Below are 26,950 nucleotides of genomic sequence, written 5' to 3' on the forward strand. Positions count from 1 at the left end.
GACGGATTCATCGCGAGCCAGGGGGCACGCGGATTCAGCGCCCTGACCATCGACAACGGCACGTGGGCCCACACCGGGCTGAAGAAGGCCATCGGGACGGTCTTTCAAGGCGCCGGCTGGCAGAGATGCCGCGTGCACGTCATGCGCAACGTCCTCGCCATGGTCCCGAAAGGATCCCAAGAGATGGTCGCGTCGATCATCCGCACCATCTTCGCTCGGCCCGACCGTGAGCACATCGAGAAGCAATTCCGTGAGGTCGCTATGATGCTCGGCCGATCGTACCCGAAGGTCGCGGCGATGCTCACCGATGCCCAGCCCGACCTGCTGGCTTTCGCTGCTTTTCCACGGCGTCACTGGCGACAGATCTGGTCGACAAACCCGTTATCTGTTTACCGGCTCTCGAACGACACGTCCCTCTCGGCACTGCGAATGATGAGGGCTCCGCGCTCGTTGGGGTGGAAGCTATTGCAGACCGGCCGACAGATCGTCTCCTAACGGCAGGCATCCGGCGAACAGTATGGCTAGATGGGTCGATCGAACCGGCGGCAGTCCCAAGGGGCGTGTTGTGGGATAGCGTCGCATCTACTTCGCGGTTCGCGGGGCTTGTCCATCTGTGGAGGTGCGCACGCACTTCCATGGCTACGGTTGTAACGAGCAGAGTGATTGAGAGCGCATGATGACGTACAGCGTAATTCGAGTTCCCGCGACGCCTGGTGCCTCGCGCTCAGGGCGCGTCGGTCGCGTGGTCGTGGTTGCTGGTATTGCTGTGGCCGCGTGGATCTCTTTCGGCCGCCACCTCTTCGGGCTCGGTGGCGACCTCACCATCATCTACGCGGCAACGCTGGGTCTGATCTTTGCCGCCCTCCTGGTGTCCACAGGGCTCGCAGTACGACGCACGGCACGTCTAGGATTCGAAACTCGCGTGATGACATACGCGTTTCTCATTGCATCAGGCCTTATCGGAATCTTGTTGGGACTCACGCTTCCAGATTCAACACCTCGCGGTTTGCAGACAATCATCAGCGGCGCCACACAGCCTGGGTTGGATATCGCTATTGGTATCGCGAACCCCCTGGGCGTTATCGGAATCGCGACCGCGATCATTGCGCTCGTGTTTTCGATTCGCGATTCGCGCGGGCGAATCACTCTTGTTGAGTCCTGGAGCGACGAGGACGACGTCGACCTTGTCGAACCCGCGTAGCGGCGATTCGCTGCATCGATGCCGCTTCCGCCCGACCCACGTCCAGCGCGTCAGGCCGGAAACACCGTCCAAGAGACGGCCCCAATTCTTGGACGCCCTGATCGTCGAGCGCGGCCGGCCACGAGACATGCCGAATCATGGTCGCCAGCGAACCTGTCATCGAAGTTAGAGCGTGCCGCCGACAGTATGCAGGAATGCGGCAAAGGCCGCTTGGTGAAGCGCAAATCGCGGAGACCTCCGCCCATCCGGTCACAAGACGGCTTTGCGAGACGCTCGGGGCGGGGCACCGAGCTCAGTTACTAGATCGTGCTCAGCGCTTCCTCATCCGCAGCAACATTCTTCTGCACGGCGAACTGGGTCCGGTGCAATTCCTCGTACCGTCCACCCGCAGCCAGCAGTTCTTCGTGCGTACCGCGCTCCACGATCGAGCCGTCCTCAACCACGAGGATCAGGTCCGCGCTGCGGATGGTGGAGAGGCGGTGTGCGATCACCATCGCCGTGCGTCCCTCGAGCGCTTCGCTGAGTGCCGCCTGCACGGCGGCCTCAGACGTCGAGTCCAGCGCCGCCGTCGCCTCGTCGAGGATGACGACGCGCGGCTGGGCGAGCAGGAGCCTCGCGATGGTCATCCGCTGGCGCTCGCCCCCGGACAGCCGGTAGCCACGCTCTCCCACCATGGTGTCCAGCTGGTCGGGCAGGGAGCGGATGAGCGGCTCGAGCCGCGCACGTCGCACGGCGTCCCACACCTCGTCGTCTGTCGCCTCGGGTCTCGCGAGGCGTAGGTTGGAGAGGATGGTCTCGTGGAACAGGTGGCCGTCCTGCGTCACCATGCCCAAGGTATGCCGCATGGAGGTGAAAGTGACGTCGCGGACATCCGTCCCCGCGAGGCGCACGGCACCGCTGTCGACGTCATACAGGCGCGAGAGGAGCTGCGCAATCGTGGACTTGCCGGCACCGGACGTACCAACGAGGGCAACGGTCTGCCCCGGCTCGATCCTGAAGGACACGCCATGCAGCACCTCCTCGCCGCCGCGGGTGTCCAGCGTGGCAACCTCCTCGAGAGAGGCGAGGGACACTTTGTCCGCGGACGGGTAGGCGAAGCGCACGTTGTCGAACTCGACGGCCACCTGGCCTTCGGGGACGGCGACGGCGTTGGGCTTTTCCTTGATGAGCGGGTCGAGGTCCAGCACTTCGAAGACGCGCTCGAAGCTGACCACCGCGCTCATGATCTCCACCCGTGCGTTTGCGAGGCTGGTCAGCGGCGCGTAGAGGCGGGTGAGGAGGAGCGCCAGGGTGACCACGTCACCGGTATTCAGCTGGCCGGCGAGTGCGAGGGAGCCGCCGAGCCCGTAGACGAGCGCGAGGGCGAGAGCGGAGACGAGCATGAGTGCGGTGAAGAAGACGAACTGCAGCATCGCGGCCCGGACCCCGATGTCGCGGACACGGGCGGCGCGGACGCGGAACTCCTCGGCCTCCTCGTCGGGGCGGCCGAACAGCTTGACGAGGGTGGCGCCGGGCGCCGAGAAGCGCTCGGTCATCTGGGTGCTCATGGCGGAATTGTGATCGGCGGCCTCGCGGCGCAGCGCGGCGAGGCGGCTACCCATGCGGCGGGCGGGTATCAGGAAGATGGGGAGCATGATCACTGCGAGAACTGTCACGAGCCAGGACGTGCTGAGCATGACGATCAGGGTGAGGATCAGCGCTACGAGGTTCGTGACCACGCCGGACAGCGTGCCGCTGAAGGCCTGCTGAGCGCCGATTACATCGTTGTTGAGGCGGCTCACGAGGGCGCCTGTCCGTGTGCGGGTGAAGAACGCGATCGGCATCTTCTGCACGTGGTTGAAGACAGCGGTGCGCAGATCCAGGATCACGCCTTCGCCGATCCGCGCCGAGTACCAGCGCGTCACGAGTGACACGGCGGCGTCGGCCACGGCTACGAGGGCGATGACGACGGCGAGCCAGGCGATTGTGGTGACCTCGCCCTGGGCGACGATGACGTCGACCACCTGGCCGGCGAGTACCGGCGTCGCGACCGCGAGGAAGGCTCCCACGGTGGAGAGTGTGATGAAGATCAGCAGCTTGGACCGGTAGGGCACCGCGAACGTTAGGATCCGCCGAACGGACTCACGGGAGAAGCCGTGCTTGCCGTCCCTGGCGGTGGAGATCTTGTGGAGCGAGCTCCAGGCCGCGCCTTCCATGCTCATTGTGGTTCCTTCCGTGGGTACCAGGCCAAGTTTAGATGGCGAGTTGCCAGAGCTTGGGGTTCTCGCCAGCGGTGGCGAGCCGGGGTCTTTTCATGAAACAGCACGGCCGACAATGAACGTGTGGGCGGTGTTTGCAACGCGGCTGCCGAGCTGCTGCGGGCTGCGCCGGTCAGCGTCGGCAATGACGTACGCTAGCCCAAAGCTGTTCAGAGAGTCATCATTTACTCATCACATTCATCACTGATTAACCCAGGACAAAATTAAGGCCTGAACCTTCAGGGAGTCGCAGGTTGAAATCCTGTCGGCCCGAGCATAGGTCCGGGTCATCCGCCCGGGCTGAGCGGATGACGGATCAACGCTGAGACGACACTGTGCTGCGCCCGGCGCCGGAGAGCTGCGCCACGTCGAGTGCGAACAGGTCGTCGGCGCCGGCGGTCGCGGCGCCGAGCAGACCGGCGCACGCCGGCAGCAGCTGCTGTGCGTAGAACCGGGCCATCACGAGCTGGGTTTCTGCCTGCTCTGAGTCGGCCACAGCTGCGCCGGCGAGAGCCGAACGAGCCAGTAGCCAGCCTCCGACGCAGAGCCCCCACATGCGCAAGTACGGCACGGAACCGGCGAGCACCGCGTTCGGGTCCGCGCGACCGGTGCGGAGCATCCACTCGGTCGCGGTGTCTAGTGCGCCCAGTTGCGCATCGAGGCCGTGACGGATGGACTCGAACTCGCCACCGGCAGCGGCCAGTTCCGGCAGTATGCCGCGCATGGTCGCGATAAGCTCCCGTGCGGAATCGCCACCACGCACCCCCAATTTGCGACCGACGAGATCCGCGGCCTGGATGCCGTTAGTGCCCTCGTAGATCGCCATGATGCGCACGTCTCGATAGTGCTGGGCCGCGCCGGTTTCCTCGATGAAGCCCATTCCTCCATGAATCTGCAGGGCGAGAGAGGTGAGCTCGTTGCCGAGGTCGCTGCCGAAAGCCTTGCAGATCGGCGTCAGCAGACCGGCGAGCTCGTCGGCTCTGGCACGCACCGCGGCATCCGGGTTGTGCGTACTCTGGTCGACGTACACGGCGTTCAGCAGCATGAGGCGGCGTGCCGCGGCCAGGTAGGTCTTCTGCGTCATGAGCATGCGACGCACGTCGGGAAAGTCAATGATGGCCGAGTCGCGTTCCGTGGCGCCGATGGCACGTCCCTGGCGCCGGGACTGGGCAAACTCGAGGGACTGCTGATAGGCCCGCTCACTGATCCCCACGGCCTGCATTCCCACCGACACCCGCGCACTGTTCATCATGACAAACATGATCTGCATGCCCCGATTCTCCTCACCCACGAGGTACCCCGTCGCATCGTCATAGTCGAGCACGCAGGTGGGGGACCCGTGGATTCCGAGCTTGTGCTCGAGTGATAGCGCGGAAACGCCGTTGCGCTCGCCGAGGGACCCGTCGTCGTTCACGAGGAACTTGGGCACGATGAAGCACGAAATGCCCTTGGTGCCGGCGGGAGCGCCGGGCAGGCGGGCGAGCACGAGGTGAACGATCTGCTCAGCCATGTCGTGGTCGCCGTAGGTGATGTAGATCTTCTGACCGGTGATCGCATAGCTTCCATCGTCACGCTTGACGGCCCGGGTGGTGAGCGCGCCCACGTCGGAACCCGCCTGCGGTTCGGTGAGGTTCATGCTGCCGGTCCACTCCCCGCTGACCATCTTGGGGAGAAAACGCTGTTTGAGTTCGTCGCTGCCGGCGTGCAGGAGCGCCTCGATGGAACCCTGTGTCAGGAGCGGGCAGAGCGCGAATGCGACGTTCGCGGTGGACATCAGCTCCTGGATGGCCAGCCCGATCGTGTGCGGAAAGCCACCGCCACCGAATTCCTCGGGCAGCGGCACCGCGCCCCAGCCCGTGTCAACGTACTGGCGGTAGGCGCTCTTGAAGCCCGGGGAGGTGACGACCCTGCCATCCGACTCCCGCCTGGCACCCTGAACATCGCCGGCTCGGTTGGTGGGGCCGACCACCTCGGCCATGAACTCGCCGCACTGTTCCAAGAGATCGACGACTGTGTTGAGGTCTGCATGCTCGAATCCGGGCAATGCGGCGACGCCGGAGTATCCGACCACGTGCTCGAGCGTGAAAGCGATATCGGCTGTTTGTGGGCGAAATTGACTCATGCCTGTCAGCGTAGCCACGGATATCGCTGCCGTGGTGAGACCTCAGAACCTGTTCGGGATTGTGCCGATTCCCTACAAATCTGCCGACAATCCGCCGCGATTGGCGTTGTAATCCTACAAACGCGCTGAGTCGAGAGATCAGCGCGAGGCAAACGTCACCACCAGATCCACAGATTCGCGAAGAGGACAAGAACGCCGCTTATTCCAATCGACGTGAGAACAACCGCGACAACCAGAGCGAGCACGTCCAGCTTCGTCCTTTTCTGCCGGCCATGCTTCTTGAGCAGCAGACCGACGACGGCAGTCACGAGAGCGAAAACGCCGACCGCCAAGGAAACCAGCCAGAGCCCGACGAAGATCAATACGAGGTCGGAAACACCGTCCTGTAGTGCAGTCCAGATGATGAGGACGGCAGCAATCAAAACCGAGACTGCGATGACTCCGCGGCTTATGCCCAGTAGGCCTGAACCCCAACGCCCGATACGAATTCCGTCAGTTTGCATTTCATTTCCCCCTTTTGTCTGGCGGCGGGCTCAGCGCTGAGCCGCTCCCCAGGCTCCAGATTCTTGAGTGTCCCTTGTACTACTCAGTCAGTCCGGCTGGCCGCCGCACCGAGCTTTATTTACGTGCCGGGTCACCTGCCGATTCTTGAGGGACCTTCTTCCACTGTACGAGGCGAGGTCCGCACCCACAGAACTCCGTTGGGTCGAAGCCCGGTCGCGTTATTCGATGGACCCCTCACGCAACTACCGCGAGCCGCGTATCCCGGATGCGCTCACCGCGGTTGAGGTGAACTCGATCCGGGCGCAATCGCAAGGTGGGAGGACGGGATAGACCCTGCATCGGGTCCACGGCCAGACGGACAACTCGGCGCGATCATCGAGTTCATGCTCGATGCGTCAGGTTGGATCGAAGGATTGGCTTAGCGTTAGGTCATGACCAATACGCGTGCAGAGATCCGTGAATTCTTGAGTTCTCGCCGCGCCCGAGTCAGCCCCGAACAGGCGGGCCTCCCGGCCTACGGTGGCAATCGTCGTGTCGCGGGACTCCGGCGCGAGGAGGTGGCGATGCTTAGCGGGGTGTCCGTGGACTATTACGTTCGTTTGGAACGCGGCAATCTGGCTGGCGCCTCGGAAAGTGTGCTCGATGCCCTGGCGAGAACCCTCCGGCTGACCGAGGCGGAGAGCGAGTACCTGTTCAATCTGGCCCGTGCCGCGGGGCCAGGTCGCATTCCGCGGCAACGGACCTCCACCACAGTGCGTCCTGCCGTTCAGCAGATTTTGGACGCGGTATCGGATGCGCCGGCGTGGGTGAGGAACGGTCGACACGACATCCTTGCTGTCAACCGGATGGGGCGGGCGCTGTACGCGCCGGTGTTCGAAGATCCTCGGCGGCCGGTGAACACGACCCGGTTCACCTACCTGAATCCTGCGGCTCGCGAGTTCTGGCGAGATTACGACCAGATCGCCAACGACGCGGCGGCCATGCTCCGACTCGAGGCCGGCCGTACCCCGCATGACCCCGAGTTGATCAAGCTCGTAGGGGAGTTGTCCACGCAGAGCGAGGTGTTCCGGCAGCGCTGGGCGTCGCGGGACGTGATGCATCATCGCAGCGGTCTCAAACGCCTACATCACCCCGTCGTGGGCGATCTCGATCTCAACTACGAGTCGATGGACCTGCCGAGCGAGCCGGGTCTTGTGATGAACGTCTACACCGCGCCGGCTGGCTCACCGACAGCGGATGCCTTGAAACTGCTGGCCTCGTGGGCGGCGACCCAGGAGTCTGCGGTCAACGACCGTCAGCCCCGCTGACCTCACCCGCCTTCTGCCTGTACGCTGCATCTTCCCCGATACCGGCGGATTCCGGACGAGATCGCGCAGCGTGCCCGCTCGTGGATTTCCGTGCGTTGGGCGCACCAGATCCCATGCACTCAACCGAACGGCTCAGCCCATTCTGCGTGCGTCACCGTGAGTCCGTGGGTAATCGCCCATGCCAGCTCGGTCGGGGAGGAGCGCAAGCCCTCGCTAGCCAACGTTCCGAATGTTTGAGGGTCCCAATCGAGCGACATGGCCGCATACACATCATCCACAACGGTTCGGAGCCTGTGCGGGGAACCCAGTGCGATAGACGCCGTAACGAGCCGTGCTCCTCGACTCACCCTCTGGGCGATTCCGACGAGCTTCACCTCGCCGCGGGCATTCACGCTGTGGGGCCCTGCGCAGTATTCGTGTCGGACCTCCCCGACACGTGCGTCGACGCCGAGATCCAGGAGCACCCGCTGCACGGACTCAGACACCACCGTGAAAACGCGCTCATTGGAGATGCCCTGATCCGAGGGAGTTATCAGATCGATGACCAGGCAGCTTTCGTCGTAAGCAACAGCCCTCCCTCCCGCCAGCCGGATAACGGGAGCGAAGCCATTGATCCTCGCTGCCTCCTGTGCGGCTGCAAACGACGGCATGAGGCTTTCCCGGCGGCTGAACGCGACCGTGGGGCGCGGCGCGTATACCCGCAAAGTCGGACGGGGGTGATCGGCGACCTGCATCGCCCGCATGAGCGTGAGCGTATGGTCAATGTCGGATTGCGCTTCGGGACCCACCTGACCGCTCAGCTGAATCATGTCCACGGAACGGTTCACACTCCGCGAGGGGTGCGGTGCTTACGGAGGCGCGAGACTCCGAGAACTGTCACGACACTGAGCAGGCCCAGAAGGAGCCCGAACACGGCGGACATCGCCGTGTCGGTCAGCCAGACAACGACAGGTCCGGCGGCTTCGACTGCGTGAGTCACAACGTGCAGCGCATCGTACGGTGCGTGCCAGAATGTGGCGGCGAGGTTGGCGATCACCAGATGGCCGCCCACCCACAGCATGGCGACAGTCCCGATGATGCCGATCACACTGAAGACGGCCGGCATGGAGGCGACGATACGCACGCCGGTGCGTCGCACCCGTCGAACGGGGTTCTTCATCAGGGTCAGCCCGATGTCATCGATCTTCACGAGCAGGGCGACAGCACCATAGACGAGCACCGTCATGCCGAGGCCGATCACCACCAAAGCGCCCAGAGTCATCCAGATTCCAAAATCGGGGTCGAGGCTCGCCAGCGCGATGAGCATGATCTCTGTGCTCAGGATGAGGTCGGTGCGAATCGCTCCGAAGATGAGCTTTTTCTCGTCCCGCGATTCCGTCTCGCCGGGTGAGTGATGAACGCCGAACCATTCGGTGACTTTCTCCGCGCCCTCGAAGCACAGATAGGTGCCGCCGAGGATCAGCAGAAACGGCAACACCCACGGCGCGAACGCGGACAGGAGCAGGGCGAGAGGAATGATGATGACGAACTTGTTGAACAGACTGCCCAGCGCAATCCGCCACACGACGTGCAGCTCGCGCGCCGGCGAGAGCCCCTGAACGTACTGCGGGGTCACGGCCGCGTCGTCGATGACGACACCGGCGGTTTTGGCGCTTGCCTTCAGGGCGGCGGTAAGGATGTCATCGACAACGGCGAGCAGGCCGACCGACATGTGGTTCTCCTCGGATGGGGCCCCTGGGGCGGGGCGACGGCAGGTGTTTCGGCGGTTGTGGTGCTTAGCGTTTGGTTTCTGCCCCGGGGCGCAGTCGGATGAGCCGCTGCGGGCCATCCTCTTTCAGCTCGGCCAGGTCGCTACGGGAGGAGAGGAAATCGGTGAACGACCGGAAGCCGAGCGGCTTCTCGTTGAAGGACGGGTCCATCCGCCGCATCTGGTTCTTGATCGTGCCGGTGTTGAGCCACTCGTCGGCGTCGCCCTTGGCGTGACCGATCTGAAGCGCGCGCACCAGAAGTTCTGTCGCGACCAACTGGGGGTCGATGTCGTCGGCTTCCGGCTCATCGAACTGTGCGTCGTCGGTGTGCGAGAACATGGGAATCGTGGTGAACTTGCGGGCTTCGACCGGGGTCGGGTCGGGCGCGGTCTCGGCGGGTTCCGGGGCCCTCCTGCCTGATTTCGGCCGCTCCGCAGTGGCGGCAGCCGCCGCCGTCGCGGTGGAATTGTCGATTCCAGGTAGCGAGTCGTAGTCCTCGAACTCGTCGCAGGCAGCCGCCAGCGACGTGCTCGTCGAGCCCGCCACTCCGATGCCCACGACGAAGCGACCCAGTCGTTTCGACTTCTGGGCGAGGGCGATGTAGTCGGAATCGCCGGCGATGATGATCACGTGGGTCAGGTCGGGCAGTCGAAACAGGTCCTCAACCACATCGACGGCCAAGCGGATGTCCGCCCCGTTTTTGGTGCCACGGGTGGTCGTGGTGAAGAGCTGGGTGAGGTCGACGGCCCTCGACATGAGTTGACGCTGGTAACTCGCGTTGACGGGCACGGACCAGTCGGCGTAGGCGCGATTGACGACCAGGGTGCCAAATGACGCGGCGAAGTCGATGATGGCATTGAAGTCGACCGTCGCGGCGGCGAGCTTTGCGGCGACCTCAGGGTCGGCATCCCGCCTCGTTCTGTCGAAATCGCGGATGCCGTCGCGCTGGAAGGCATTGCGCCCGTGTAGCTGCTGGTAGCGCGAGATGACGATGTTGTCGAAGTCGATATAGAGGCCGACGCGTGCATCGTTCGGTTCGGTCATGGTGAGCTCCTTAGCCACAGGCGGAAGACTCAGTCGCGATCCGGTACCTCTAGTTTGATGCGAGCGATTGACGAGGGCAACTCGGGGGCGGTCGGGGCGACCTTTTCTGCGCACTCGACGTGCCAGCGGCCGACCTTCAATTCAGGGGGATTCCGTTCCGCAGGGACTCGACTACCTCGAGGATCGCCTGAGTGGTGGATGCCGCGTACTCCTCTTTCAGGATCAGTGCTGCGTGGCTCGCCCCGTCGATGACCCTGTGCACGCTGTTGCTTGACAGGCTCGCGAGGTGTTCCTGGGCCGCAGAGTGAACAGGGTCGCCCCCGACGCCTGCGGTCAGCACAACCAACGGCTTCGAGCCGAAGTCGTCCAGGGAGGCGGCTTCCGCCCCGGAGGCGCCACCCTGCACGAACTCGTCCAGATAGCTGCGCACGTAGTCGGCTGTGGCGCTGCCAGCGCGAACTTTCTCGCGGGCTCGGGGCGGCAGGGTGTCGTAGTCGAACCCGAGCAGGCCGATCACCTGCGCCACCCCCACTCGTGCGGCGGCCGAGCCGAGCGCCGCGACACGGCCCAAGGCGTCCTACGATCCGCCCGAGTAAGCGGATGCTGCGGTCGGGTTCGCGTTTGATGCCGGGTTGGTGGAGTCCACCAGCACCATCCCGGCCACGTCATCGGGGTAGTGGGCGGCGAAGGTGAGCACGTAGAGACCACCGAAGGAATGGCCAGCCAGCACGTACGGACCGGGAACGTCGGCACTGTGGAGCGCGGCGCGCGGGTCGGTCGCGACCTGCGTGGCGTCCTGGGGAGCATCCGTTGGATCGCTCCAACCTCGACCCGCTCGGTCGTACACACAGACTCGGGTATCAGCGGCCACAGCAGGCGATATCCACGCCATGACCGAGGAGAAGTCGCCCGCACCCGGTTCCAACACGACTGTGGGAGTGCGGGAGCCGGTGCAGTGCACGTGCAAACCGTGTCCATCGACGTCGATCAGCTGACCGGCCAGTGGATATGCGCTCACGTCCACCGCTTCGCGCACCGTCTCGTACCCGCCGCCAATGGCGGCCAGGCCCAACAGTGCCAGGACCGGGTAGAGCAACCATCGACTGCCTCGGCCCGGAAGCCGGCGACGGACGTGTGAATCAGGGCTTGTTCGGCCCGCGCCCAATGCCCAACCACGCGTCGGGACTTTCGCCGCGAGTCTCGGCGCCCACCGGGCTGTCCGAAGAACGAGCGTTCTTCATGGCCTGTAGTTGCCGATCTACGCTGGTTTGGCTAGCGCCGGGGGAGAGCTGACGGTCGAGGTCCGCGTCCGGGGCGGCCGTCACGCCGGTCAGGGCGCCGCTCGCGAGCAGCTCGTCGGTGGCTGCGGCTCTGGCCTGCATCTGAGCGACCCGGTCTTGTGCACGGCGGAGGCTCGCACCCACGTCGCTGAGTTGAGAACCGATGCCGGCCGCGGCCTCGTTGGCCTTCACCCGGGCCTCGGAGGCAGCAAAGGTGGCCTTCATCGTCTCCTTCTCCGTGCGGAAAGCCTTCACGCGTTGCGCGAGGCGCCGCTCGTTGTCTTCAAGCTGGGCCTGCTGGAGCCGGAGTGCGGCGTGCTGGTCGCGCAGGGCGGCGAACTGTCCTTCGAGCACTGAGCGGCGCTCGAGCGCCGTTCGGGCGAAGTCCTCCCGGCTCTGGTTCAGGGCCTCCTCGGCCTGCGCGGTGAGTCGTTGGTATCGGGTGCCCATCTCCTGACCCTGGAGCTCGATCCGCTTGCGAGCCGTCGCCACCTCGGCCAACCCCTGGCGCACCTGCTGGAGCATCTTCAGTTGCTGCTCGTAGCTGTCGTCGAGGGCTTCTCCTGGATCTTCCATGTGTTCGAGGGCGCGAGATGCCTTGCCGCGAAAGACGACACGGAACCGTGAGGTGAGGCTCATGATTTGTTTCCCCTGCGCGGCCGGTCGATGTGTGTGGGCAGGACCGAGCCATCCGGGTGGTTGGCGGTCAGGGAGCGCAACTCTTGAACGCCGGCGGCTCACCATGCCGGCCACCTCCTCGACGCGGCGGCTGGCCACGGGCAGGCCTTCGGCGAGAGTGGCGTAATCGTATTCGCTCTCCATCAACCGGAGTTGCGATTCGAGTGCAAGGCCTTCGAGGTGGATGCGGCGAAAGAGCTGCGGCAGTTCGCCGCGCGGGCCGTCGCTGCGCAGAGACAGGTCACGGGCGGCCTGCGCGCTTTCGAGCACGTCACCCAGCCGGACGCGCAACTAGCGCACCTTACGCTGCGGCCCGGTGCTGAGTTGGGCACGCGTGCGCAGGACCTCTGTGGCCAGGGTACGACTGCGGCGCATCCGTTTGACGAGCATTCGGACGATGAGCACGGCTGTCACGGCGAAGACGAGGACGATCACAGCGAGCGTGATGAGCACTTCGGCGAGAACGCTCACGATGCCCACCGACCCTTGCCTCGGCCGGGGGATGACTCACATTTCATCTGTCCGCCTTTACCGGGCGGATTTGGTGGTGCCGCCCACGCCACACGGCGATCTAGTGATTAAAATACGCCTCCGTTCCTCCACGTGTCACCCCTGAAGCTACGGTTGTCCATATCGCGTTTCCAGGTTCGCATCCGATTGGTGGCGCGATGCGTGCCGGAACTTTCGTTGGACCGCGTGCCCAAGCTTTTCGTGAACCGAAATTCACAACTGGTACTGTGTGAGAAATGGTGGTTCGGCCACGGGCGAAAGCCGCGAATGTCACGGAATCGCTTGCGGCACAGGTGGACAGCCGGAAGAAGAGGAGGCCACACATGCCGATCGATGAAACAGCCTTTCTCGCGCTCCTCGCCGATGTCGAGACCGAAGCCGCCGAGCTGAATGCGCTGCTCGCCCCGCTGACCCTCGACCAATGGCGCACCGCGACGCCCGCCGACGGCTGGGACATCCACGATCAGGTCGTGCACCTCGCTCACTTCGACGACCTGGCCGCACTCGGCTTCACCGATCCCGCGGCCCTCACCCTGCGAGTAGCGGATCTGCTCGCAGCGGGAGACGACTGGATTGACCAGATCAATGTCGAAAGAGTCGACCTGGCGCCAGAGCGGACGCTTGAGTGGTTCTCCGCAAGCCGTCGAGGCGTCGTGGCTGCGCTCGCCGCCGGAGGACCCTCGAGCCGCACACCGTGGTTCGGGCCCCCGATGAGCGCGGCGTCGGCGGCGACGGCGCGCCTGATGGAGACGTGGGCGCACGGTCAGGACATCCGCGACGCCCTCGGCGTGCCAACAGTTCCGTCCGACCGACTGCGACACATCTGCCAGCTCGGTGTGCTCACTCGAAGATTCTCCTTCCAGATCAGGGGAATGTCTGCGCCGACCACAGACATCCGGGTGGAACTGGAGTCGCCCGGCGGCGACACCTGGGTGTGGGGGCCAGCGGATGCCGAGCAGCGCGTGGGGGGCAGCGCACTCGACTTCGCTCTTCGGGTCACCCAGAGGCGCCACCTCGACGATCTGTCCCTCACCGGCACCCCGGGTGCCGCCCAGGAGTGGCTCGCGGTCGCCCAGGCCTTTGCCGGCACGGTGGGTGCGGGGCGCGCTCCCGGGCAGTTCGACCGGAATCGGACGTCAGGGTAAGGGAATGAGCATGCTCATGTCCAAGTCCGCCCGCGGTCACGAACGGCGCGAATTGATTCTGCGTTCGGCCGCCGCGCTCATGGCTGAACGCGGGTATCCCGCGGTGACAATGATTCAGATCGGTGCCGCCGCCGGCATCGTGGGTTCCGGCGTGTACCGGCACTTCGAATCGAAACCGATGCTGTTGAGCGCACTGCTCGACCGGGTGGTCAAGGCAATGCTGGCGGGCACGCGGGAGGTGGTGGCCCGCGAATTCACCGGCCCCGCCCTGCTCGACGAGCTGATTCGCACGCAGGCGAAAATCGCGATCGACAACCGTGCTCTCGTGGCGGTCTACCTCCGGGATGCGGGCAACCTCCCGGCGGAGGGACTCCGCACGCTGCGGCGACAGCAGCGCCAACTCGTGGAGGAATGGATCTTCCAGGCAGAAGCAGTGGCGCCGTATGCGGGAGAGGTGCAGCTCCGCACTGTCGTTCAGGCGGTTTTCGCCCTCATCAACTCTGTCTGCACCTATGACAATCCGCTTCCCGCTCCCCGCCTCGTCGAATCGATTTCGACGATGGCGCGGGCCACGCTGCGCGCAGGGCTGGCACTTCCCGCCTAAGCCGCGGGTGCGACTCGAATACGGCTCGGGGTGTGAGGCTCGAGCCGTGCGCGAGGCGGGCGCTCAGTACGAGCGGGGCAGGCCGAGGCTGTGCTGCGCGATGTAGTTGAGGATCATCTCGCGGCTCACCGGAGCGATCTTGAGCAGCCGCGCAAGTCCCCAGTAGGGCAGCAGGCCGTATTCGCTGGTGAGCCCGTTGCCGCCATGGGTCTGGATCGCGGCGTCGATGGCCGAGACTGCAGCCTCGGCCGCAGCGTACTTCGCCGTGTTCGAGGCTTCTCCGGCAGGCAAGCCATTGTCGTGCAGCCACGCCGCCTTGCGCATCATGAGCGCCGCGAGCTCGGTCTCCATGCTCGCCTGGGCGAGCGGATGCGACAGGCCCTGGTGCGTGCCGATCGGAACGCCCCACACCTCGCGTTCGCTCGCGTAGCGGGCGGCCTGGGCGAGGGCGTATTTGGCGATGCCGATACAGAGGGCAGCACCCGTGATGCGCTCGGGGTTGAGCCCGTGGAAGACCTGCTGGAAACCCTTGTTCTCGGCGCCGACGAGGGAGTCGGCGCCGAGCCGCACGTCGTCGAAGAACAGGGTGAACTGCTTCTCCGGCAGCATGACGTCCATGTTGATCGGCGTGCGCTCGAGGCCGGGGGCCTCCGTGGGCACGATGAAAAGTGACATGAGGGATCGGCCCTTTTCGTCGCGGCCCGTGCGAGCGACCACGAGCAGCGCATCGGCCTCGTCGACGCCGGAGATGTAGTACTTCGAGCCGGTGAGCACCCAGTCGTCGCCGTCTCTGGTGGCAGTGGTGGTGATGCGGTGGGTGTTGCTGCCCGCGTCGGGTTCGGTGATGGCGAAGACCACCTTCGACGTGCCGTCGGCGAGGCCGGGGAGCCACGTTGACTTCTGCTGATCGGTTCCGAATTCGCCGATCACCTCGGCCGAGATGGCGGCAGAGACGAGAATGAGTAACAGGGGCACGCCCTGGGCAGCCGATTCCTCGCAGACCAGCGCGAGGTCAAGCATTCCGCCGCCGCCTCCGCCGTATTCCTCGTCGATGTTGACGCCCACGAAGCCGGCCTCGCCGAGGGCAAGCCACACTTCCTGGCACGGCTCGCGGTTCTTCGCGTGCTCGGCGTAATACTTACCACCGAACGGCGAGACGATGGACGCGACGGCGGCCCGAAGATCGGTGTGCTCGGATGATTCAGAAAAGTCCACGGTGACCTCAATTGTGATTTGGTATTAACTATGGGCACTCTACCGCTGACGACGACATTCGCGCTGCTGCGCAGCGAATCGTGGCAAGCTGGGAGCATGGATCTGGAGGTGTCGCCCGCGCTCACTATTCCAGCTTCCGAACTCGGCTGGAGGTTCTCGCGCTCGTCAGGTCCTGGCGGCCAGCACGTGAACACCTCTGACAGCCGGGTGGAGCTGTCCTGGGGAGTCTTCGACTCTGCCGCGCTCGACGACGACCAAAGGACCCTGCTGCTGGCCCGCCTCGACCGCCGTCTCGTCTCTGGGGTGGTCACCGTCGCAGCCTCCGAGCAGCGCTCCCAGCTGCGCAATCGTGAGATTGCGCTGCGCAAGCTCGCCGAGCTCGTGGCCGCGGGTCTCGCCCCCGACGGGCCTCTCCGCCGTGCGACGAAACCGACGAAGGGCTCGGGTCGGCGGCACCTCGCCGCGAAGCAGCAGCGTTCGGCCACGAAGCGCAACCGGCAGCGTCCGCCGGCCGAGTAGCGGGTCCGACGCCGCGGCATCCGTTCTCGGCGGTTGCCGTGTCGTGGCAGCGCTGTCAGGATGAACCCAATGACTCACGCTGACGACTACCTCAACGCCTACGACCAACAACTCCGAACCGATGCGGAGACCCCGAGTGCACTCGATGTTACCCGGCTCGGGCCGCTTCGGCTCGTGACCTTTGCCGGTGGTCGCGGCTTCATCACCTACCGGGACCTCGACAATGCCGACGAACCCGGCATTGTGGAGCTTGTGGCGGGCGCGCTGGATCACTTTCGAGAGGACCCGCTGATCACCCGGGTGGAATGGAAGAGTCGCGGCCACGACCACGCGCCGGGTCTGCACGCGGCGCTGCTGGCACGGGGGTTCGTTCCCGACGAGCCCGAATCGATCATGCTCGGGCCGTTGGACGGACTCTGCACGGATGAACCGGTGCCGGCCGGCGTCACCCTCCGCCGCATCAACTCCGAAGCCGACGTGCGCGCCATGAGTGCAATGGTCGACGAGGCGTTCGGGGAACCGGTGGACACGCGCACGCCAGAGGCACTGCTCGCGCGCCTCGCCTTCAACGACGGAATGGAGCTCTGGGTGGCCGAGTCGGAGGGGCGCATGGTCAGCGGCGGCCGCCTCGAACCGGTACCGGGCACCGACTTCGTGGGTATTTGGGGCGGCGCGACCCTCGAGGAGTATCGCGGCCGCGGTATCTACCGCGCTGTGACCGATGCCAGGGCCCGCTCGGCTTTGGCTCTGGGCAAGCGGCTCGTGCACAGCGACTCGACGGAGTATTCGCGCCCCATCCTGGAACGGTGCGGGCTCCTCGCCGTGTCGACGACGACCCCGTACGAATGGACCCGATGACGAACCGATCGGCCGAGGTCGACGCCTTCATGGCCGCCCTCGATCATCCCAGGGCGGCGCTTGTTCAGCAGATCCGGCTCGCGATCCTGACTGCAGAACCCAAGGTGACCGAGCGGATCAAGTGGAACGCGCCGAGTTTCTGCCGCGACGGCGTGGACCGCGTCACGTTCAACCTCCGACCCGCCGATCGCGTACACTTGATCTTCCACCGCGGTTCAACGGCCAGGCAGGACCCCGCACCGTTCCACTTCGAGGACTCGACAGGTCTGCTCGTGAAGATCACCGAGGAGCGCGGGCAGGTGACCTTTTTCGACGCCGACGCCGTGCGCGCGGGTAAGGCGTCTCTGCTCGCCCTGGTGCACGCCTGGATTCGAGCCTGACCAGCGGACTACTGCCACCCCGGGCGTTCCACGTTCCTAGGCGTCGGCGCGGGTCTCGTTCCCGAAGCTCGCCGTGTCGATCACGAAGCGGTAGCGCACGTCGCTGCGGATGACGCGCTCGTAGGCCTCGTTGACCTGGTCGACGGAGATGATCTCCACGTCGGCGCCGATGCCGTGAGCGGCGCAGAAGTCGAGCATCTCCTGCGTCTGGCGGATGCCGCCGATCTTCGACCCGGCGATGGAGCGGCGCTGCGACGCGAGCCAGAACATCTTCACTTGGTCGGGTTCGGTGGGAATGCCCACGTGCACGAAAGTTCCATCGAGCGCCAGGAGGCCGAGGTAGCGCTCCATGTCGAGGTTCGCGGCCACCGTGTTCACGATGAGGTCGAAGTGGTTCTCGAGCTCGGTGAACGTGGTCGGGTCGCTGGTGGCGAAGTAGTGGTCTGCGCCGAAACGCAGGCCGTCTTCCTGCTTGCTGAGCGTTTGGCTGAGCACTGTCACCTCGGCGCCGAGCGCATGGGCTATCTTTACGCCCATGTGGCCGAGGCCGCCCATGCCGAGGATGGCGACCTTCTTGCCGGGGCCGGCCTGCCAGTTTTTCAGCGGCGAGTACAGGGTGATGCCGGCGCAGAGCAGGGGAGCGGCCTCGGAGAGCTCGATGCCCTCGGGGATTCCCAGCACGTAGTTCTCGTCGACGACGACGGCGGTGCTGTACCCGCCGTTGGTGGCGGTGCCGTCGTAGTAGCGGGCGTTGTAGGTGCCGACTTCGCCCTTCAGGCAGTACTGCTCTTCGCCGGCGAGGCAGTTGGCGCACTCGCGGCAGGAGTCCACGAAGCAACCCACGCCCACGCGGTCGCCCACGCGGTAGCGGGTCACGTCGCTGCCGACGGCCGAGACGATGCCGGCGATCTCGTGGCCGGGAACCATGGGGAACAATCCAATGTCCCACTCGTCGCGGGCCTGGTGAATGTCGGAGTGGCAGATGCCGGCGAACTTGATGTCGATGGCCACGTCGTTGGCGCCGGGGGTGCGCAGACTGATGGTGGTGCGCACGAGGGGCTGGTTGGCCGCGGGAGCGGCGAGAGCGGGAACTGTGATGGTCATGAGAACGTCCAATACGGTTGGGAATGCGGGGCGCCCCGTGCCGTGGCACGTGTCGGCGGCGAGATCCGCTTCTCTGACGCTACGTGGTGCGCCCCCCGTTCTCATAACCTGAAGGGGGTCCTGATTGACCCCCCACGGCATCCGCTCGCGTGTCGCTCCGGCCCAACCTACCGGGCCAGCAGGTGCTGCCTGAAGAACGCCGCGAGCTGGTCGGTCGCGGTGAGAGGCAGCACGTTCGCCACGTACTGGTCCGGGCGTACCACCACGACCACGCCCCCACGGTCGAGTGCGCGGAGCTCGAAGATGTCGTGCTCCGGGTCGGCCGCGTAGACCTTTTCGTAGTCGATGAGTGCGTACGGGCCGGTCCTCGGCAGGAACGCGCCCGGAACTCGGCTGATGTCACACTCGGTGTGCGGCTGCTGGTAGATCACCTTCACGTCGAAGATGCTGTCGATGTCGACGCCCGCGGGAGTGTGCACGAGCAGCGGCGACTCGGACGAAGTGTGCAGCCAGTCTGCCCAGTTCGCCAGGGCAGACCCGTCAGCGGATGCCGCGGTGTTGGCGAAAGCGTCGGTGTCAGCAAAAACATAGACGCGCCAGCGTCCGTCGGCGCGGTGGTGGTGCCCGAGCTGCACGGGGTTGGCATCGGCGACCCGAACCACAGGAGCCGACTTGAATCGCTTGCCGATCGGGAAGCCGGTGGCGAGATGCTGGTGGGTCGCCTCGCCGATCAGCATCGACGGCGGGTACTGGGTCATAAAGCCGGACGGAAACTCTGCCGTCTTCGTGTAGAACTCCTCGAGCGGAACCTTCAGGTCCTCGGGCTTCGTGGCCATCAGGGTCGACCACTCCTTGTCGAAGTCGATGAGGTTCTTGGCGATCACCTGGCGCTCGGCGGAGTAGGTGCCGAGCAGGGTCTCGGGGCTGCGGCCCTCGAGCACATAGCCGAGCTTCCAACCGATGTTGAAACCGTCCTGCATCGACACGTTCATGCCCTGGCCGGCCTTGGCACTGTGCGTGTGACAGGCGTCGCCGGTGATGAACACCCGCGGCGTGCGGGTGCCAATCTCCGCGGGGAGCACGTCGTCGAAGCGATCGGTGAGACGATGGGCAACCTCGTACACGCTGTGCCAAGCGACGTTTTTCACGTCGAGAGTGTACGGATGCAGGATCGCGTTCGCCTTGGCGATGATCTGCTCGATCGAAGTCTGCCGCACGGCGCCGTGGTCGTCGGGAGAGACCTCACCGAGGTCGACGTACATGCGGAACAGGTAGCCGCCCTCGCGCGGGATCAGCAGGATATTGCCGCCGGAACCGGACTGGATGGCGCACTTGGTGCGAATGTCGGGGAAGTCGGTGACCGCGAGCACATCCATCACTCCCCAGGCATGGAAGGCCTGGTCGCCGGCGAGCGTGCAACCGATCGAGTCGCGTACCCCGCTGCGGGCTCCGTCGGCACCCACCACGTACTTGGCGTGAACTATGCGCTCCTGGCCCTGCTTGTCTCCCGTGGTGTGCGCGAGCGTGACCGTGACGGGGTACTCGCCCTCCTGTGTGTTCGTGAGGCCGCGGAACTCGAACCCGTAGTCCGGGGTCATGCGGGTGGGGGAGAAGGCCATCACCTCGGCGAAGTAGTCGAGCACCCGTGCCTGGTTCACGATGAGGTGCGGGAACTCGCTGATGCCTGTGGTGTCGTCGAGCGCACGTGCCGTGCGGATGATGCGCGAGGCATCCGCTGGGTCAGGCTTCCAGAAGGCCATCTCGGTGATGCGGTAGGCCTCGGCGATGATGCGCTCCGCGAAGCCGAAGGCCTGGAAGGTCTCCACGCTGCGGGCCTGGATGCCGTCGGCCTGCCCGATGGCGAGGCGCTCGCCGCGACGCTCGACGATGCGGGTGGTGATGCCCGGAAATTGGGAGAGCTGGGCGGCGGTGATCATGCCAGCAGGGCCCGTTCCCACGATGAGGACATCGACGTTCTCCGGCAGTTCGTCGGGACGATCGATGCCGACCCCGACGGCGTCCTGGATGCGGGGGTCTGTGGACACGTATCCGTGGTGGTGAAACTGCACGGCTTCCTCACTTCTCTGTGTGGGCGAACGCTGCTGTGATGCGTGTTCGATAATAGAACGTGACGTTCGATTATCGCTTTTGTCGAATCATATATCATTCGCCCAGTCCAGAGCTACTCTGACTTCGTCGCCCGGGCCATCGGACAACAAAGAAAGAGGGATACCCAAGTCAGGCCGGAGTTGGATACGTTTGAGAGAGGTCGTATTCTGCGGAGGGGGATGAAAATCATGCACGTGAGGGACATCGGCTTATCCGCACTCAAGAGTGGTCGCCACCAGCCTCGGGAACACCTTCGCCTTGCCGTCGATGGACCGGTCGGGGATCGTGTGTTCGCCATCGTAGATCTCGACAGCCGCCAGGTCTTGAAGACCGTCGAGCATCCGCTGCTGCTGTCGTGTGAAGCGCACTGGGCCGATGGGGTGTTGTCGGTCGAGATTGACGCCAGGCAGTTCGCCGCCGAGCCTGTGCTCACGGGCGAGTGCCTCGAGCTGGACTATTGGGGTCGAACTACGTCGATGCAGGTGGTCGAGGGCCCCTGGGCCCGAGAATTCTCCCGCCTGCTGGGACGGAGGGTGGTCCTCACGCGCAGCGTCGTTGCGGGAGGCGTGGTATTTGGTGATTCCGTCGCACTATCCACGACGAGTTCATTGGAGCGTCTCGCCCGCGAGGCAGGAATCGCCGTCGATACGCGTCGGTTCCGGGGCTCGTTCACGATCGACACGGGCGAGGCCGAGGCGCATATCGAGGACTCTTGGGCCGGCCGCGAACTGGAGCTCGGGGGAGCGCTTGTGCTCGTCAAAGGTGGCATCCCGCGGTGTGCGGTTATCGACCTCGATCCCGACACAGGCGCCCGCGGAACCACCCTGCTGAAGACCCTCGCCGGGTATCGACTGCGCGGTCAGGACATCATGTTCGGCGTCTACGCCGAGGTCATCCGCCCCGGCGTCGTCTCCGTCGGCGACACCGCGGTTCTACACGCAGTCAGTGCGTGAAGTGCGGTGCAGCGGATCACGTTGTGACTGCGAAATTCGGCGCAAGTCGGTACTGGTAGATTGACCGCATGGGCGAAATTTCAGTGCGCGACGAGCTCGCGGCGTTCGTCGCCGAGAGGGACTGGGCACAATTTCATAGCCCAGAGAACCTAGCCAAAAGCATCGCCGTCGAAGCCGGCGAGTTGCTTGAGTGCTTCCAATGGGGTGCCGAAGCGAGCACGGAGCGTGTCCGCGAAGAACTGGCCGATGTTTTGACTTATTGCATGTTGCTGGCTGACCGGATGGGCGTGGATCCGAATCAAATAGTTCTCGACAAGCTTGCTCTCACTCGAGAGAAGTATCCGGTCGATAAGTCGCGGGGGCGCAGCGAAAAGTATGACGTCCTTTGAGATAGAACGGCTCGATTTCACGAAGGCTGCCGTCAAGGTTTGGGCGCCCCTCGATCGTCGCAACACGAACTGGCCCGTTGTCTACGTCCTGGACGATGCCAAGATTGCCCGGGGGCCCGCTCTCAGCGATGTCTATGTGGGCGAGTCACGGAACGCGGCCGCTCGAATGCTGCAACACTTCGAATCACCCGAGAAGACGCGCCTGAGCACGATGCGGGTCATCGTGGACTCCACTTTCAACAAGTCCGTGTGCCTCGACTTGGAGTCGTACCTGATCCGCATGCTCGCTGGCGACGGCTCCTACCGTGTGCTGAACCGGAACGATGGCATGACGGATGCGGACTACTACGAACGGGACGTCTACCGCGAAACCTTTAGGGACGTCTTCGACGAACTCCAGCGTGACGGAGTCTTCACTCGCACGATTCCGGAAATCGAGAACAGCGACCTCTTCAAGCTCTCGCCCTTCAAAGCGCTCTCACTCGACCAGGCAATCGCTGTTGAGGAGATCCTCGATGGACTCTTTCAGGACTTAGTAGCCGGTGGCCGGAGCACCACGGTCGTACAGGGTGACCCGGGCACGGGCAAGACCGTTGTCGCTATCTACCTACTGAAACTTCTTGTCGACATCGCGACAACTGCGACGGCTGAAGACCTGGATAGTGATTCCCTGTTCTCGGAGTTCTTTGTTGAGGGCTATCGAGAATTGCTGACAGGTGTGCGAATTGGTCTTGTCGTGCCGCAGCAGTCGCTGCGCGAGTCAATCAAGAAAGTCTTCCGCAAGACGCCCGGCCTCCACCAAAATATGGTGATGACGGCGTTCGAGGTGGGATTGGCCGTCGACAGCTTTGACCTGCTCATCGTTGACGAATCCCACCGCCTCAACCAACGCGCCAATCAGTCGTCCGCTGCGCAGAACAAGAACTTCCGCCTCATCACCGAGAAGCTCTTCGGTCGCGACGACAAGACGAAGACCCAACTCGACTGGATCACGGCACAGAGCGCGCACCAGATACTCCTGCTGGATGAAGCCCAGAGCGTGCGGCCGTCCGATCTGCCTCCCGAAGTGCTCATGGAACTCGTGCACACGGCGAAGAACGAGAGACGACACCATCCGCTGACGTCACAGATGCGCGTGCAGGCGGCATCCGACTACGTCGGTTATGTCAGGCGCATTCTCGGAACAGCCGGGGGCAACGGCATGACGCAAGCGGTGCCCGCTGAGACGTTCGACGGCTATGACTTCCGGATGTTCGACAGCGTGAAAGAGATGCGACACGCGATCTGCCGCAGGGACGCCGAAGTGGGGCTGTCGCGCGTCGTCGCGGGCTTCGCCTGGCCGTGGAAGTCAAAGACTGACAAAACGGCCTATGACATTGAAATCGGGGGGTGCCAGCTGCGTTGGAACAACACGCAGACCGACTGGATTGCATCTCCTACGTCGCTCGGGGAAGTCGGTTCGATTCACACGGTGCAGGGATACGACCTTAATTACGCAGGGGTCATCATCGGGCCGGACCTCCGTTTCGACACACTGAAGGGGAGCGTCGTCGTCGATCGGGGGTCCTACTTCGACAAGAAGGGTAAGGAGAACAACACTGTTCTCGGAAAGAAGTACACCGACGACGACCTGCTTCGATTCGTGCGCAACATCTACGCCGTTTTGTTGACTCGGGGCATCCGTGGAACGTACGTCTACGTTTGCGATCCGGCCCTTCGAGAGCACCTGCGGGGGCTCATTCCGGCCAACGTGATGTCGACAGCCGCCCGTGAGGACAGCCCCGTCCTCGGCAGGGAAGTCGGGCTGCCCGGGGTGTAGGCGTGGCTCGCCGAGAAAACCCTGAGGCGGTCCGCTGAGACAGCGCCCAGCACGAACACGCCTGGATGATGGGTCGGTTACGTCATGCTCGTGAAGTTCGCCGTTTGTTCACCCCGCCGCTCTCGCGGCGTTGCTACCCTGAGTGGCATGACAGCCATCTCCAGCCCTGAACAGGAAACGCCGTCAGTTCGGTTCCGTCGGGTTTCGGCCGGCTGGTCGCTCGCCGCAGCGGGGCTGTTTGTCGGTTCCGCAGTACTGCAGCTCCTGGCATCGCTCCAGCGGTGGGTCGGACTGAGTGGCTCGGGAACGCTCAGTGATGTCTCGATCGAAGACCATCGATTCGACTACTTCTATCCGGCGGATCCGTGGGAGAACGTCGGCACGGCGGCCCAGCTCTTCGGCGCGGGATTGCTGTTGCTGGCACTCGGTATTCTGGTCATGACCCGCGCCGCAGCGCCGCGCGACGGGCACCTTGAGCGGATGCTTGCCCTGCTCGTTGCGAGTTCGTTCGGGATCCACGGCGCGCATGCCCTCGTCTCGGGGGCCATCGGGGCGCCAACTCCCCTGCAGTACCTCCCTGTGCAGATGCTGCTGAGTCTGATCGGGTTCGTCGGATTGGTCGCTGTGGGTGCGCGTCTTCTGCGTGTCTCCAGGGCCGCATCCGTTGCGTGCGTACTGTTGGTCGCCGTCACCTTGCCGGGCTACATCGTCGCCACCTTTCAGATCGCGCCTGTCATCGCCGGCTACCAGTCGTACGATACGACCCCGTGGACGGAGACGATCCTCGCGGCGTCGACGGCCGCCGCGGGTGTCGCCCTGGCCATTGCGGCAGGGCGGGCTGGTTCTTCGCATCGGCGTGCGGCGCGCGGTTCGGCGTCGGGCCCGCCCCAATAATTGGGTCGCCCTGTAGAGGTGGCATCCTCTCACGCCCCGGGGCTCGCGGCACTCGTTTAGCGAGGCAGCACTCGTCTGGACGAGTGCCAGCTGACCAGACGAGTGCCACGACGGCGCAAGAGGCGGGTGTCACCCCATCGGGGCCGCCCGAAACCGGGCAGGGGCAGTGTGCTCGCCCATAGAGTGTGGGCATGAACAACGACGACGTTCACGAATCTTCCGACGAACTGCTCAGCCTGGCGACCGAACTCGGCGTCGACACGTGGTTTTGGGGCGACGGCGGCACCAAGGTTGCGGTGAGCCGCAGCACCCTTCTGGCCGTTCTGCGCGCCCTCGGTGTGGCGGCCCAAACTGCCGACGAGGTGGGCGCCTCCCGCCGGGAACTGCAGCTCGCGCCATGGCGGCGGCTGCTCCCTCCGGTGGTCGTGCTGCGGGAGGGGCACGACTTCAGGCTGCCTGTGCATACGCGGCAGGGGGCATCCGTCGTGGTCACACTGTCGAGCGAAGAGGGTGCCCGCCAGGAACTGCTCCAGATCGACGAGTGGTGGCACACCGAGACCGTCGACGGTGAGACCGTGAACCGCCGGATCTTCGGTATCCCGGCCGATCTCCCACTCGGCTGGCACACGCTGCACGCCGAATGCGAGGGGCACACCGCATCCGCCTCGCTCGTGGTCACGCCTCGGCGGCTGGAGAACCCGCCCGCGCTCGCCGGGCACAGGATCTGGGGGCTGATGGCTCAACTGTATTCGGTGCGGTCTCGGCGGTCCTGGGGGATGGGGGACCTCGCCGATCTTGCCGAGCTGGCGACGATCTCAGCCTCGCAGTATGGGGCCGGCTTCCTGCTTGTCAACCCGCTGCATGCCGGCGAGCCGGTCCCGCCGGTAGAACCGTCGCCGTATATGCCGAGCAGTCGGCGCTTCTTCCACCCCAGCTACCTGAGGGTGGAACACGTTCCGGAATATGCCGACCTCCCGGCCCATGCCCGCACCCACGTCGACGCACTCGCCGCACAGTTGCATGCCGCCAACGACGACCCCGAGCGCATCGCCCGTGACGCCTGCTACGCCGCCAAACTCGAGGCCCTCACACTTATTCACGACGTGCCGCGAACCGCGGCGCGCGAGCAGCGGTTCGCTGCGTTCCGAGCGCGGCAGGGAGAGGCGCTGGAGCACTTCGCCCTGTGGTGCGCCCTGGCCGAAAAGTTCGCACCGGACGCCCCGGAATGGGCCGTCGAACCGACGGGCCCGCGCAGCGCCTTCGCCCTGGGCCACAGGGTCGCGCTCGCCGCCCGCATCGACTTCCACTGCTGGCTGCAGTGGCTCTGCGACGAACAGCTCGAGGTGGCCCAGCGGGCCGCGATCGTGGCGGGCATGGCTCTCGGCATCGTGCACGACCTGCCCGTGGGAGTGCAGGGCCGGGGAGCGGATGCCTGGACCCTCCGAGACGTGCTCGCCGCCGGTGTCACAGTGGGCGCGCCGCCCGATGTGTTCAACCAGCTCGGCCAGAACTGGTCGCAGCCGCCGTGGCACCCGGGCCAGCTTGAAGAGACCGGCTACGCGGCCTACCGCGACATGCTGCGCAGCGTGCTTCGCCACGCCGGCGGCATCCGGGTCGATCACGTGCTGGGACTCTTCAGGCTGTGGTGGATTCCCGTAGGTGCCGACGCGCGCGAGGGCACCTACGTGCACTACGACCACGAGGCGCTCATCGGTATTCTGGCGCTTGAGGCTCAGCGCGCCGGAGCCGTCGTGATCGGGGAAGACCTCGGCATCTTCGAACCGTGGGTGCGGGACTACCTGACGGAGCGCGGCATCTTCGGCACGTCCATCCTGTGGTTCGAAGGCTCCGACGGCGTGCCGCTGCCGCCAGAACAGTACCGGCGGCACTGCCTCACGAGCGTGAACACGCACGACCTGCCGCCCACCGCGGGGTACCTCGCCGGCGACCACGTAACCCTGCGCGAGTCGCTCGGCCTCCTCACGCGCCCGGTCGACGAGGAGCGGGCAGCGGATGCCGCCGAGCAGGAGGCCGTGCTGGGGCTGCTGCGCGAGAGGGGGCTGCTGGCAGCTGCCGGCGCATCCGTTCAGGAGACCGTGGAAGCCCTGTACGCGTTCACTGCGCTCACACCCTCGACGCTCGTGGGCGTGGCCCTCGTGGACGCCGTCGGCGAGCGCCGCACCCAGAACCAGCCCGGCACGATAGACGAGTACGCGAACTGGCGTGTTCCACTTGCCGGACCCGACGGACGTCCGGTGCTGCTCGACGACCTGGCCGCCAACGCGCGGTTCGCCTCCCTCGTGAGAGTAGTACGCGGCATCCGCTGACGC

Annotated in this window: 25 protein-coding genes and 1 pseudogene; 13 read left to right on the top strand and 13 right to left on the bottom strand. The window is 64.9% G+C overall.

Annotated elements, in window-relative coordinates:
• Positions 1 to 6: 6 nt before the first annotated feature.
• Positions 7 to 384: pseudogene (locus BJ997_RS21380) on the top strand (transposase); the annotation flags it as partial.
• Positions 385 to 673: 289 nt separating this feature from the next.
• Positions 674 to 1,201, top strand: coding sequence for a hypothetical protein (locus tag BJ997_RS05710; RefSeq protein WP_244962575.1), 528 nt, complete (start codon positions 674 to 676; stop codon positions 1,199 to 1,201).
• A gap of 299 nt (positions 1,202 to 1,500) precedes the next feature.
• Here the strand turns inward: BJ997_RS05710 and BJ997_RS05715 are convergent, their stop codons facing one another.
• From BJ997_RS05715 to BJ997_RS05725, 3 genes are all read right to left on the bottom strand, one after another.
• Positions 1,501 to 3,402 carry an ABC transporter ATP-binding protein gene (locus BJ997_RS05715; protein ID WP_183323285.1) on the bottom strand — a complete coding sequence of 634 codons (1,902 nt, stop codon included), beginning with the start codon at positions 3,400 to 3,402 and terminating at the stop codon, positions 1,501 to 1,503.
• A gap of 352 nt (positions 3,403 to 3,754) precedes the next feature.
• Positions 3,755 to 5,560, bottom strand: coding sequence for an acyl-CoA dehydrogenase family protein (locus BJ997_RS05720; RefSeq protein ID WP_052542233.1), 1,806 nt, complete (start codon positions 5,558 to 5,560; stop codon positions 3,755 to 3,757).
• A 155-nt stretch (positions 5,561 to 5,715) separates the two neighbouring features.
• Complete coding sequence (locus BJ997_RS05725; protein ID WP_035836609.1) at positions 5,716 to 6,063, bottom strand: hypothetical protein; 348 nt, start codon at positions 6,061 to 6,063, stop codon at positions 5,716 to 5,718.
• A 432-nt stretch (positions 6,064 to 6,495) separates the two neighbouring features.
• Between BJ997_RS05725 and BJ997_RS05730 the strand changes: the two genes are divergently transcribed.
• A complete protein-coding gene (locus BJ997_RS05730) occupies positions 6,496 to 7,371 on the top strand; it encodes a helix-turn-helix transcriptional regulator (RefSeq protein ID WP_035836608.1) in 876 nt (291 codons plus the stop codon).
• 119 nt (positions 7,372 to 7,490) lie between these two features.
• On the opposite strand, the gene BJ997_RS05735 is transcribed toward BJ997_RS05730, so the two are convergent.
• The 7 genes from BJ997_RS05735 to BJ997_RS05760 all read right to left on the bottom strand — a co-directional run bounded on the left by BJ997_RS05735 (position 7,491) and on the right by BJ997_RS05760 (position 12,592).
• Positions 7,491 to 8,180 carry a lipoate--protein ligase family protein gene (locus BJ997_RS05735; protein WP_152602179.1) on the bottom strand — a complete coding sequence of 230 codons (690 nt, stop codon included), beginning with the start codon at positions 8,178 to 8,180 and terminating at the stop codon, positions 7,491 to 7,493.
• 14 nt (positions 8,181 to 8,194) lie between these two features.
• Entirely contained in the window at positions 8,195 to 9,082 is an 888-nt protein-coding gene (locus BJ997_RS05740) for a DUF808 domain-containing protein (RefSeq protein ID WP_035836607.1), read from the bottom strand.
• Between the two features lie 64 nt (positions 9,083 to 9,146).
• Positions 9,147 to 10,163, bottom strand: a complete 1,017-nt coding sequence (locus BJ997_RS05745; RefSeq protein ID WP_035836606.1) for an NYN domain-containing protein — start codon at positions 10,161 to 10,163, stop codon at positions 9,147 to 9,149.
• A 136-nt stretch (positions 10,164 to 10,299) separates the two neighbouring features.
• Entirely contained in the window at positions 10,300 to 10,734 is a 435-nt protein-coding gene (locus tag BJ997_RS21175) for a hypothetical protein (RefSeq protein ID WP_035836605.1), read from the bottom strand.
• 6 nt (positions 10,735 to 10,740) lie between these two features.
• Positions 10,741 to 11,259, bottom strand: coding sequence for an alpha/beta fold hydrolase (locus tag BJ997_RS21180; protein ID WP_052542231.1), 519 nt, complete (start codon positions 11,257 to 11,259; stop codon positions 10,741 to 10,743).
• A gap of 43 nt (positions 11,260 to 11,302) precedes the next feature.
• The gene (locus BJ997_RS05755) at positions 11,303 to 12,412 is read right to left on the bottom strand and encodes a PspA/IM30 family protein (protein ID WP_152602178.1); all 1,110 of its coding nucleotides are present in this window, start codon (positions 12,410 to 12,412) and stop codon (positions 11,303 to 11,305) included.
• Positions 12,413 to 12,592 carry a hypothetical protein gene (locus tag BJ997_RS05760; protein WP_152602177.1) on the bottom strand — a complete coding sequence of 60 codons (180 nt, stop codon included), beginning with the start codon at positions 12,590 to 12,592 and terminating at the stop codon, positions 12,413 to 12,415.
• Positions 12,593 to 12,954: 362 nt separating this feature from the next.
• Here BJ997_RS05760 and BJ997_RS05765 point away from each other — a divergent pair, with 362 nt between their 5' ends.
• Together BJ997_RS05765 and BJ997_RS05770 are read left to right on the top strand one after the other, a co-directional pair.
• Positions 12,955 to 13,776, top strand: a complete 822-nt coding sequence (locus BJ997_RS05765; protein ID WP_035836603.1) for a TIGR03084 family metal-binding protein — start codon at positions 12,955 to 12,957, stop codon at positions 13,774 to 13,776.
• A gap of 4 nt (positions 13,777 to 13,780) precedes the next feature.
• Positions 13,781 to 14,380, top strand: coding sequence for a TetR/AcrR family transcriptional regulator (locus BJ997_RS05770; RefSeq protein WP_052542229.1), 600 nt, complete (start codon positions 13,781 to 13,783; stop codon positions 14,378 to 14,380).
• 63 nt (positions 14,381 to 14,443) lie between these two features.
• Here the strand turns inward: BJ997_RS05770 and BJ997_RS21910 are convergent, their stop codons facing one another.
• Complete coding sequence (locus BJ997_RS21910) at positions 14,444 to 15,595, bottom strand: acyl-CoA dehydrogenase family protein (RefSeq protein ID WP_035836602.1); 1,152 nt, start codon at positions 15,593 to 15,595, stop codon at positions 14,444 to 14,446.
• A 96-nt stretch (positions 15,596 to 15,691) separates the two neighbouring features.
• Between BJ997_RS21910 and arfB the strand changes: the two genes are divergently transcribed.
• The 3 genes from arfB to BJ997_RS05790 all read left to right on the top strand — a co-directional run bounded on the left by arfB (position 15,692) and on the right by BJ997_RS05790 (position 17,352).
• Complete coding sequence (gene arfB / locus BJ997_RS05780) at positions 15,692 to 16,114, top strand: alternative ribosome rescue aminoacyl-tRNA hydrolase ArfB (protein ID WP_035836616.1); 423 nt, start codon at positions 15,692 to 15,694, stop codon at positions 16,112 to 16,114.
• Positions 16,115 to 16,183: 69 nt separating this feature from the next.
• Positions 16,184 to 16,972 (top strand): GNAT family N-acetyltransferase, encoded by a 789-nt coding sequence (locus BJ997_RS05785; protein ID WP_035836601.1) that lies wholly within the window; start codon positions 16,184 to 16,186, stop codon positions 16,970 to 16,972.
• Complete coding sequence (locus tag BJ997_RS05790; protein WP_035836600.1) at positions 16,969 to 17,352, top strand: DUF1801 domain-containing protein; 384 nt, start codon at positions 16,969 to 16,971, stop codon at positions 17,350 to 17,352. The genes BJ997_RS05785 and BJ997_RS05790 overlap by 4 nt, the downstream gene beginning before the upstream one ends.
• A gap of 36 nt (positions 17,353 to 17,388) precedes the next feature.
• On the opposite strand, the gene BJ997_RS05795 is transcribed toward BJ997_RS05790, so the two are convergent.
• Together BJ997_RS05795 and BJ997_RS05800 are read right to left on the bottom strand one after the other, a co-directional pair.
• Positions 17,389 to 18,456 carry an NAD(P)-dependent alcohol dehydrogenase gene (locus BJ997_RS05795; RefSeq protein WP_035836599.1) on the bottom strand — a complete coding sequence of 356 codons (1,068 nt, stop codon included), beginning with the start codon at positions 18,454 to 18,456 and terminating at the stop codon, positions 17,389 to 17,391.
• A gap of 167 nt (positions 18,457 to 18,623) precedes the next feature.
• The gene (locus BJ997_RS05800) at positions 18,624 to 20,525 is read right to left on the bottom strand and encodes an FAD-binding monooxygenase (protein ID WP_035836598.1); all 1,902 of its coding nucleotides are present in this window, start codon (positions 20,523 to 20,525) and stop codon (positions 18,624 to 18,626) included.
• A gap of 219 nt (positions 20,526 to 20,744) precedes the next feature.
• On the opposite strand from BJ997_RS05800, the gene BJ997_RS05805 reads away from it, so the two are divergent.
• From BJ997_RS05805 to malQ, 5 genes are all read left to right on the top strand, one after another.
• Positions 20,745 to 21,518: an MOSC domain-containing protein gene (locus tag BJ997_RS05805; RefSeq protein ID WP_052542228.1), complete on the top strand. Its 774-nt coding sequence runs from the start codon at positions 20,745 to 20,747 to the stop codon at positions 21,516 to 21,518.
• A 68-nt stretch (positions 21,519 to 21,586) separates the two neighbouring features.
• Positions 21,587 to 21,907, top strand: a complete 321-nt coding sequence (locus BJ997_RS05810) for a nucleotide pyrophosphohydrolase (RefSeq protein WP_035836597.1) — start codon at positions 21,587 to 21,589, stop codon at positions 21,905 to 21,907.
• Positions 21,894 to 23,726, top strand: coding sequence for a DUF2075 domain-containing protein (locus BJ997_RS05815; RefSeq protein WP_052542227.1), 1,833 nt, complete (start codon positions 21,894 to 21,896; stop codon positions 23,724 to 23,726). Before BJ997_RS05810 ends, BJ997_RS05815 begins: the two co-directional genes overlap by 14 nt.
• Before the next feature lie 147 nt (positions 23,727 to 23,873).
• Positions 23,874 to 24,620, top strand: coding sequence for a hypothetical protein (locus BJ997_RS05820; protein ID WP_152602176.1), 747 nt, complete (start codon positions 23,874 to 23,876; stop codon positions 24,618 to 24,620).
• 191 nt (positions 24,621 to 24,811) lie between these two features.
• On the top strand, positions 24,812 to 26,947 hold the full coding sequence (gene malQ, locus BJ997_RS05825; RefSeq protein ID WP_035838956.1) for a 4-alpha-glucanotransferase: 2,136 nt from the start codon (positions 24,812 to 24,814) through the stop codon (positions 26,945 to 26,947).
• The last annotated feature ends 3 nt before the right edge of the window (positions 26,948 to 26,950 follow it).

This window comes from Cryobacterium roopkundense, from assembly GCF_014200405.1.
Classification (GTDB): Bacteria; Actinomycetota; Actinomycetes; order Actinomycetales; family Microbacteriaceae; genus Cryobacterium; species Cryobacterium roopkundense.

Bases quoted from the DNA above. Each gene is read 5' to 3' on its own strand.
- BJ997_RS05710 (WP_244962575.1), top strand. From the start codon at position 674: ATGATGACGTACAGCGTAATTCGAGTTCCCGCGACGCCTGGTGCCTCG.
- BJ997_RS05715 (WP_183323285.1), bottom strand. From the start codon at position 3,402: ATGAGCATGGAAGGCGCGGCCTGGAGCTCGCTCCACAAGATCTCCACC.
- BJ997_RS05720 (WP_052542233.1), bottom strand. From the start codon at position 5,560: ATGAGTCAATTTCGCCCACAAACAGCCGATATCGCTTTCACGCTCGAG.
- BJ997_RS05725 (WP_035836609.1), bottom strand. From the start codon at position 6,063: ATGCAAACTGACGGAATTCGTATCGGGCGTTGGGGTTCAGGCCTACTG.
- BJ997_RS05730 (WP_035836608.1), top strand. From the start codon at position 6,496: ATGACCAATACGCGTGCAGAGATCCGTGAATTCTTGAGTTCTCGCCGC.
- BJ997_RS05735 (WP_152602179.1), bottom strand. From the start codon at position 8,180: ATGATTCAGCTGAGCGGTCAGGTGGGTCCCGAAGCGCAATCCGACATT.
- BJ997_RS05740 (WP_035836607.1), bottom strand. From the start codon at position 9,082: ATGTCGGTCGGCCTGCTCGCCGTTGTCGATGACATCCTTACCGCCGCC.
- BJ997_RS05745 (WP_035836606.1), bottom strand. From the start codon at position 10,163: ATGACCGAACCGAACGATGCACGCGTCGGCCTCTATATCGACTTCGAC.
- BJ997_RS05765 (WP_035836603.1), top strand. From the start codon at position 12,955: ATGCCGATCGATGAAACAGCCTTTCTCGCGCTCCTCGCCGATGTCGAG.
- BJ997_RS05770 (WP_052542229.1), top strand. From the start codon at position 13,781: ATGAGCATGCTCATGTCCAAGTCCGCCCGCGGTCACGAACGGCGCGAA.
- arfB (WP_035836616.1), top strand. From the start codon at position 15,692: ATGGATCTGGAGGTGTCGCCCGCGCTCACTATTCCAGCTTCCGAACTC.
- BJ997_RS05785 (WP_035836601.1), top strand. From the start codon at position 16,184: ATGACTCACGCTGACGACTACCTCAACGCCTACGACCAACAACTCCGA.
- BJ997_RS05790 (WP_035836600.1), top strand. From the start codon at position 16,969: ATGACGAACCGATCGGCCGAGGTCGACGCCTTCATGGCCGCCCTCGAT.
- BJ997_RS05795 (WP_035836599.1), bottom strand. From the start codon at position 18,456: ATGACCATCACAGTTCCCGCTCTCGCCGCTCCCGCGGCCAACCAGCCC.
- BJ997_RS05805 (WP_052542228.1), top strand. From the start codon at position 20,745: ATGAAAATCATGCACGTGAGGGACATCGGCTTATCCGCACTCAAGAGT.
- BJ997_RS05810 (WP_035836597.1), top strand. From the start codon at position 21,587: ATGGGCGAAATTTCAGTGCGCGACGAGCTCGCGGCGTTCGTCGCCGAG.
- BJ997_RS05815 (WP_052542227.1), top strand. From the start codon at position 21,894: ATGACGTCCTTTGAGATAGAACGGCTCGATTTCACGAAGGCTGCCGTC.
- BJ997_RS05820 (WP_152602176.1), top strand. From the start codon at position 23,874: ATGACAGCCATCTCCAGCCCTGAACAGGAAACGCCGTCAGTTCGGTTC.
- malQ (WP_035838956.1), top strand. From the start codon at position 24,812: ATGAACAACGACGACGTTCACGAATCTTCCGACGAACTGCTCAGCCTG.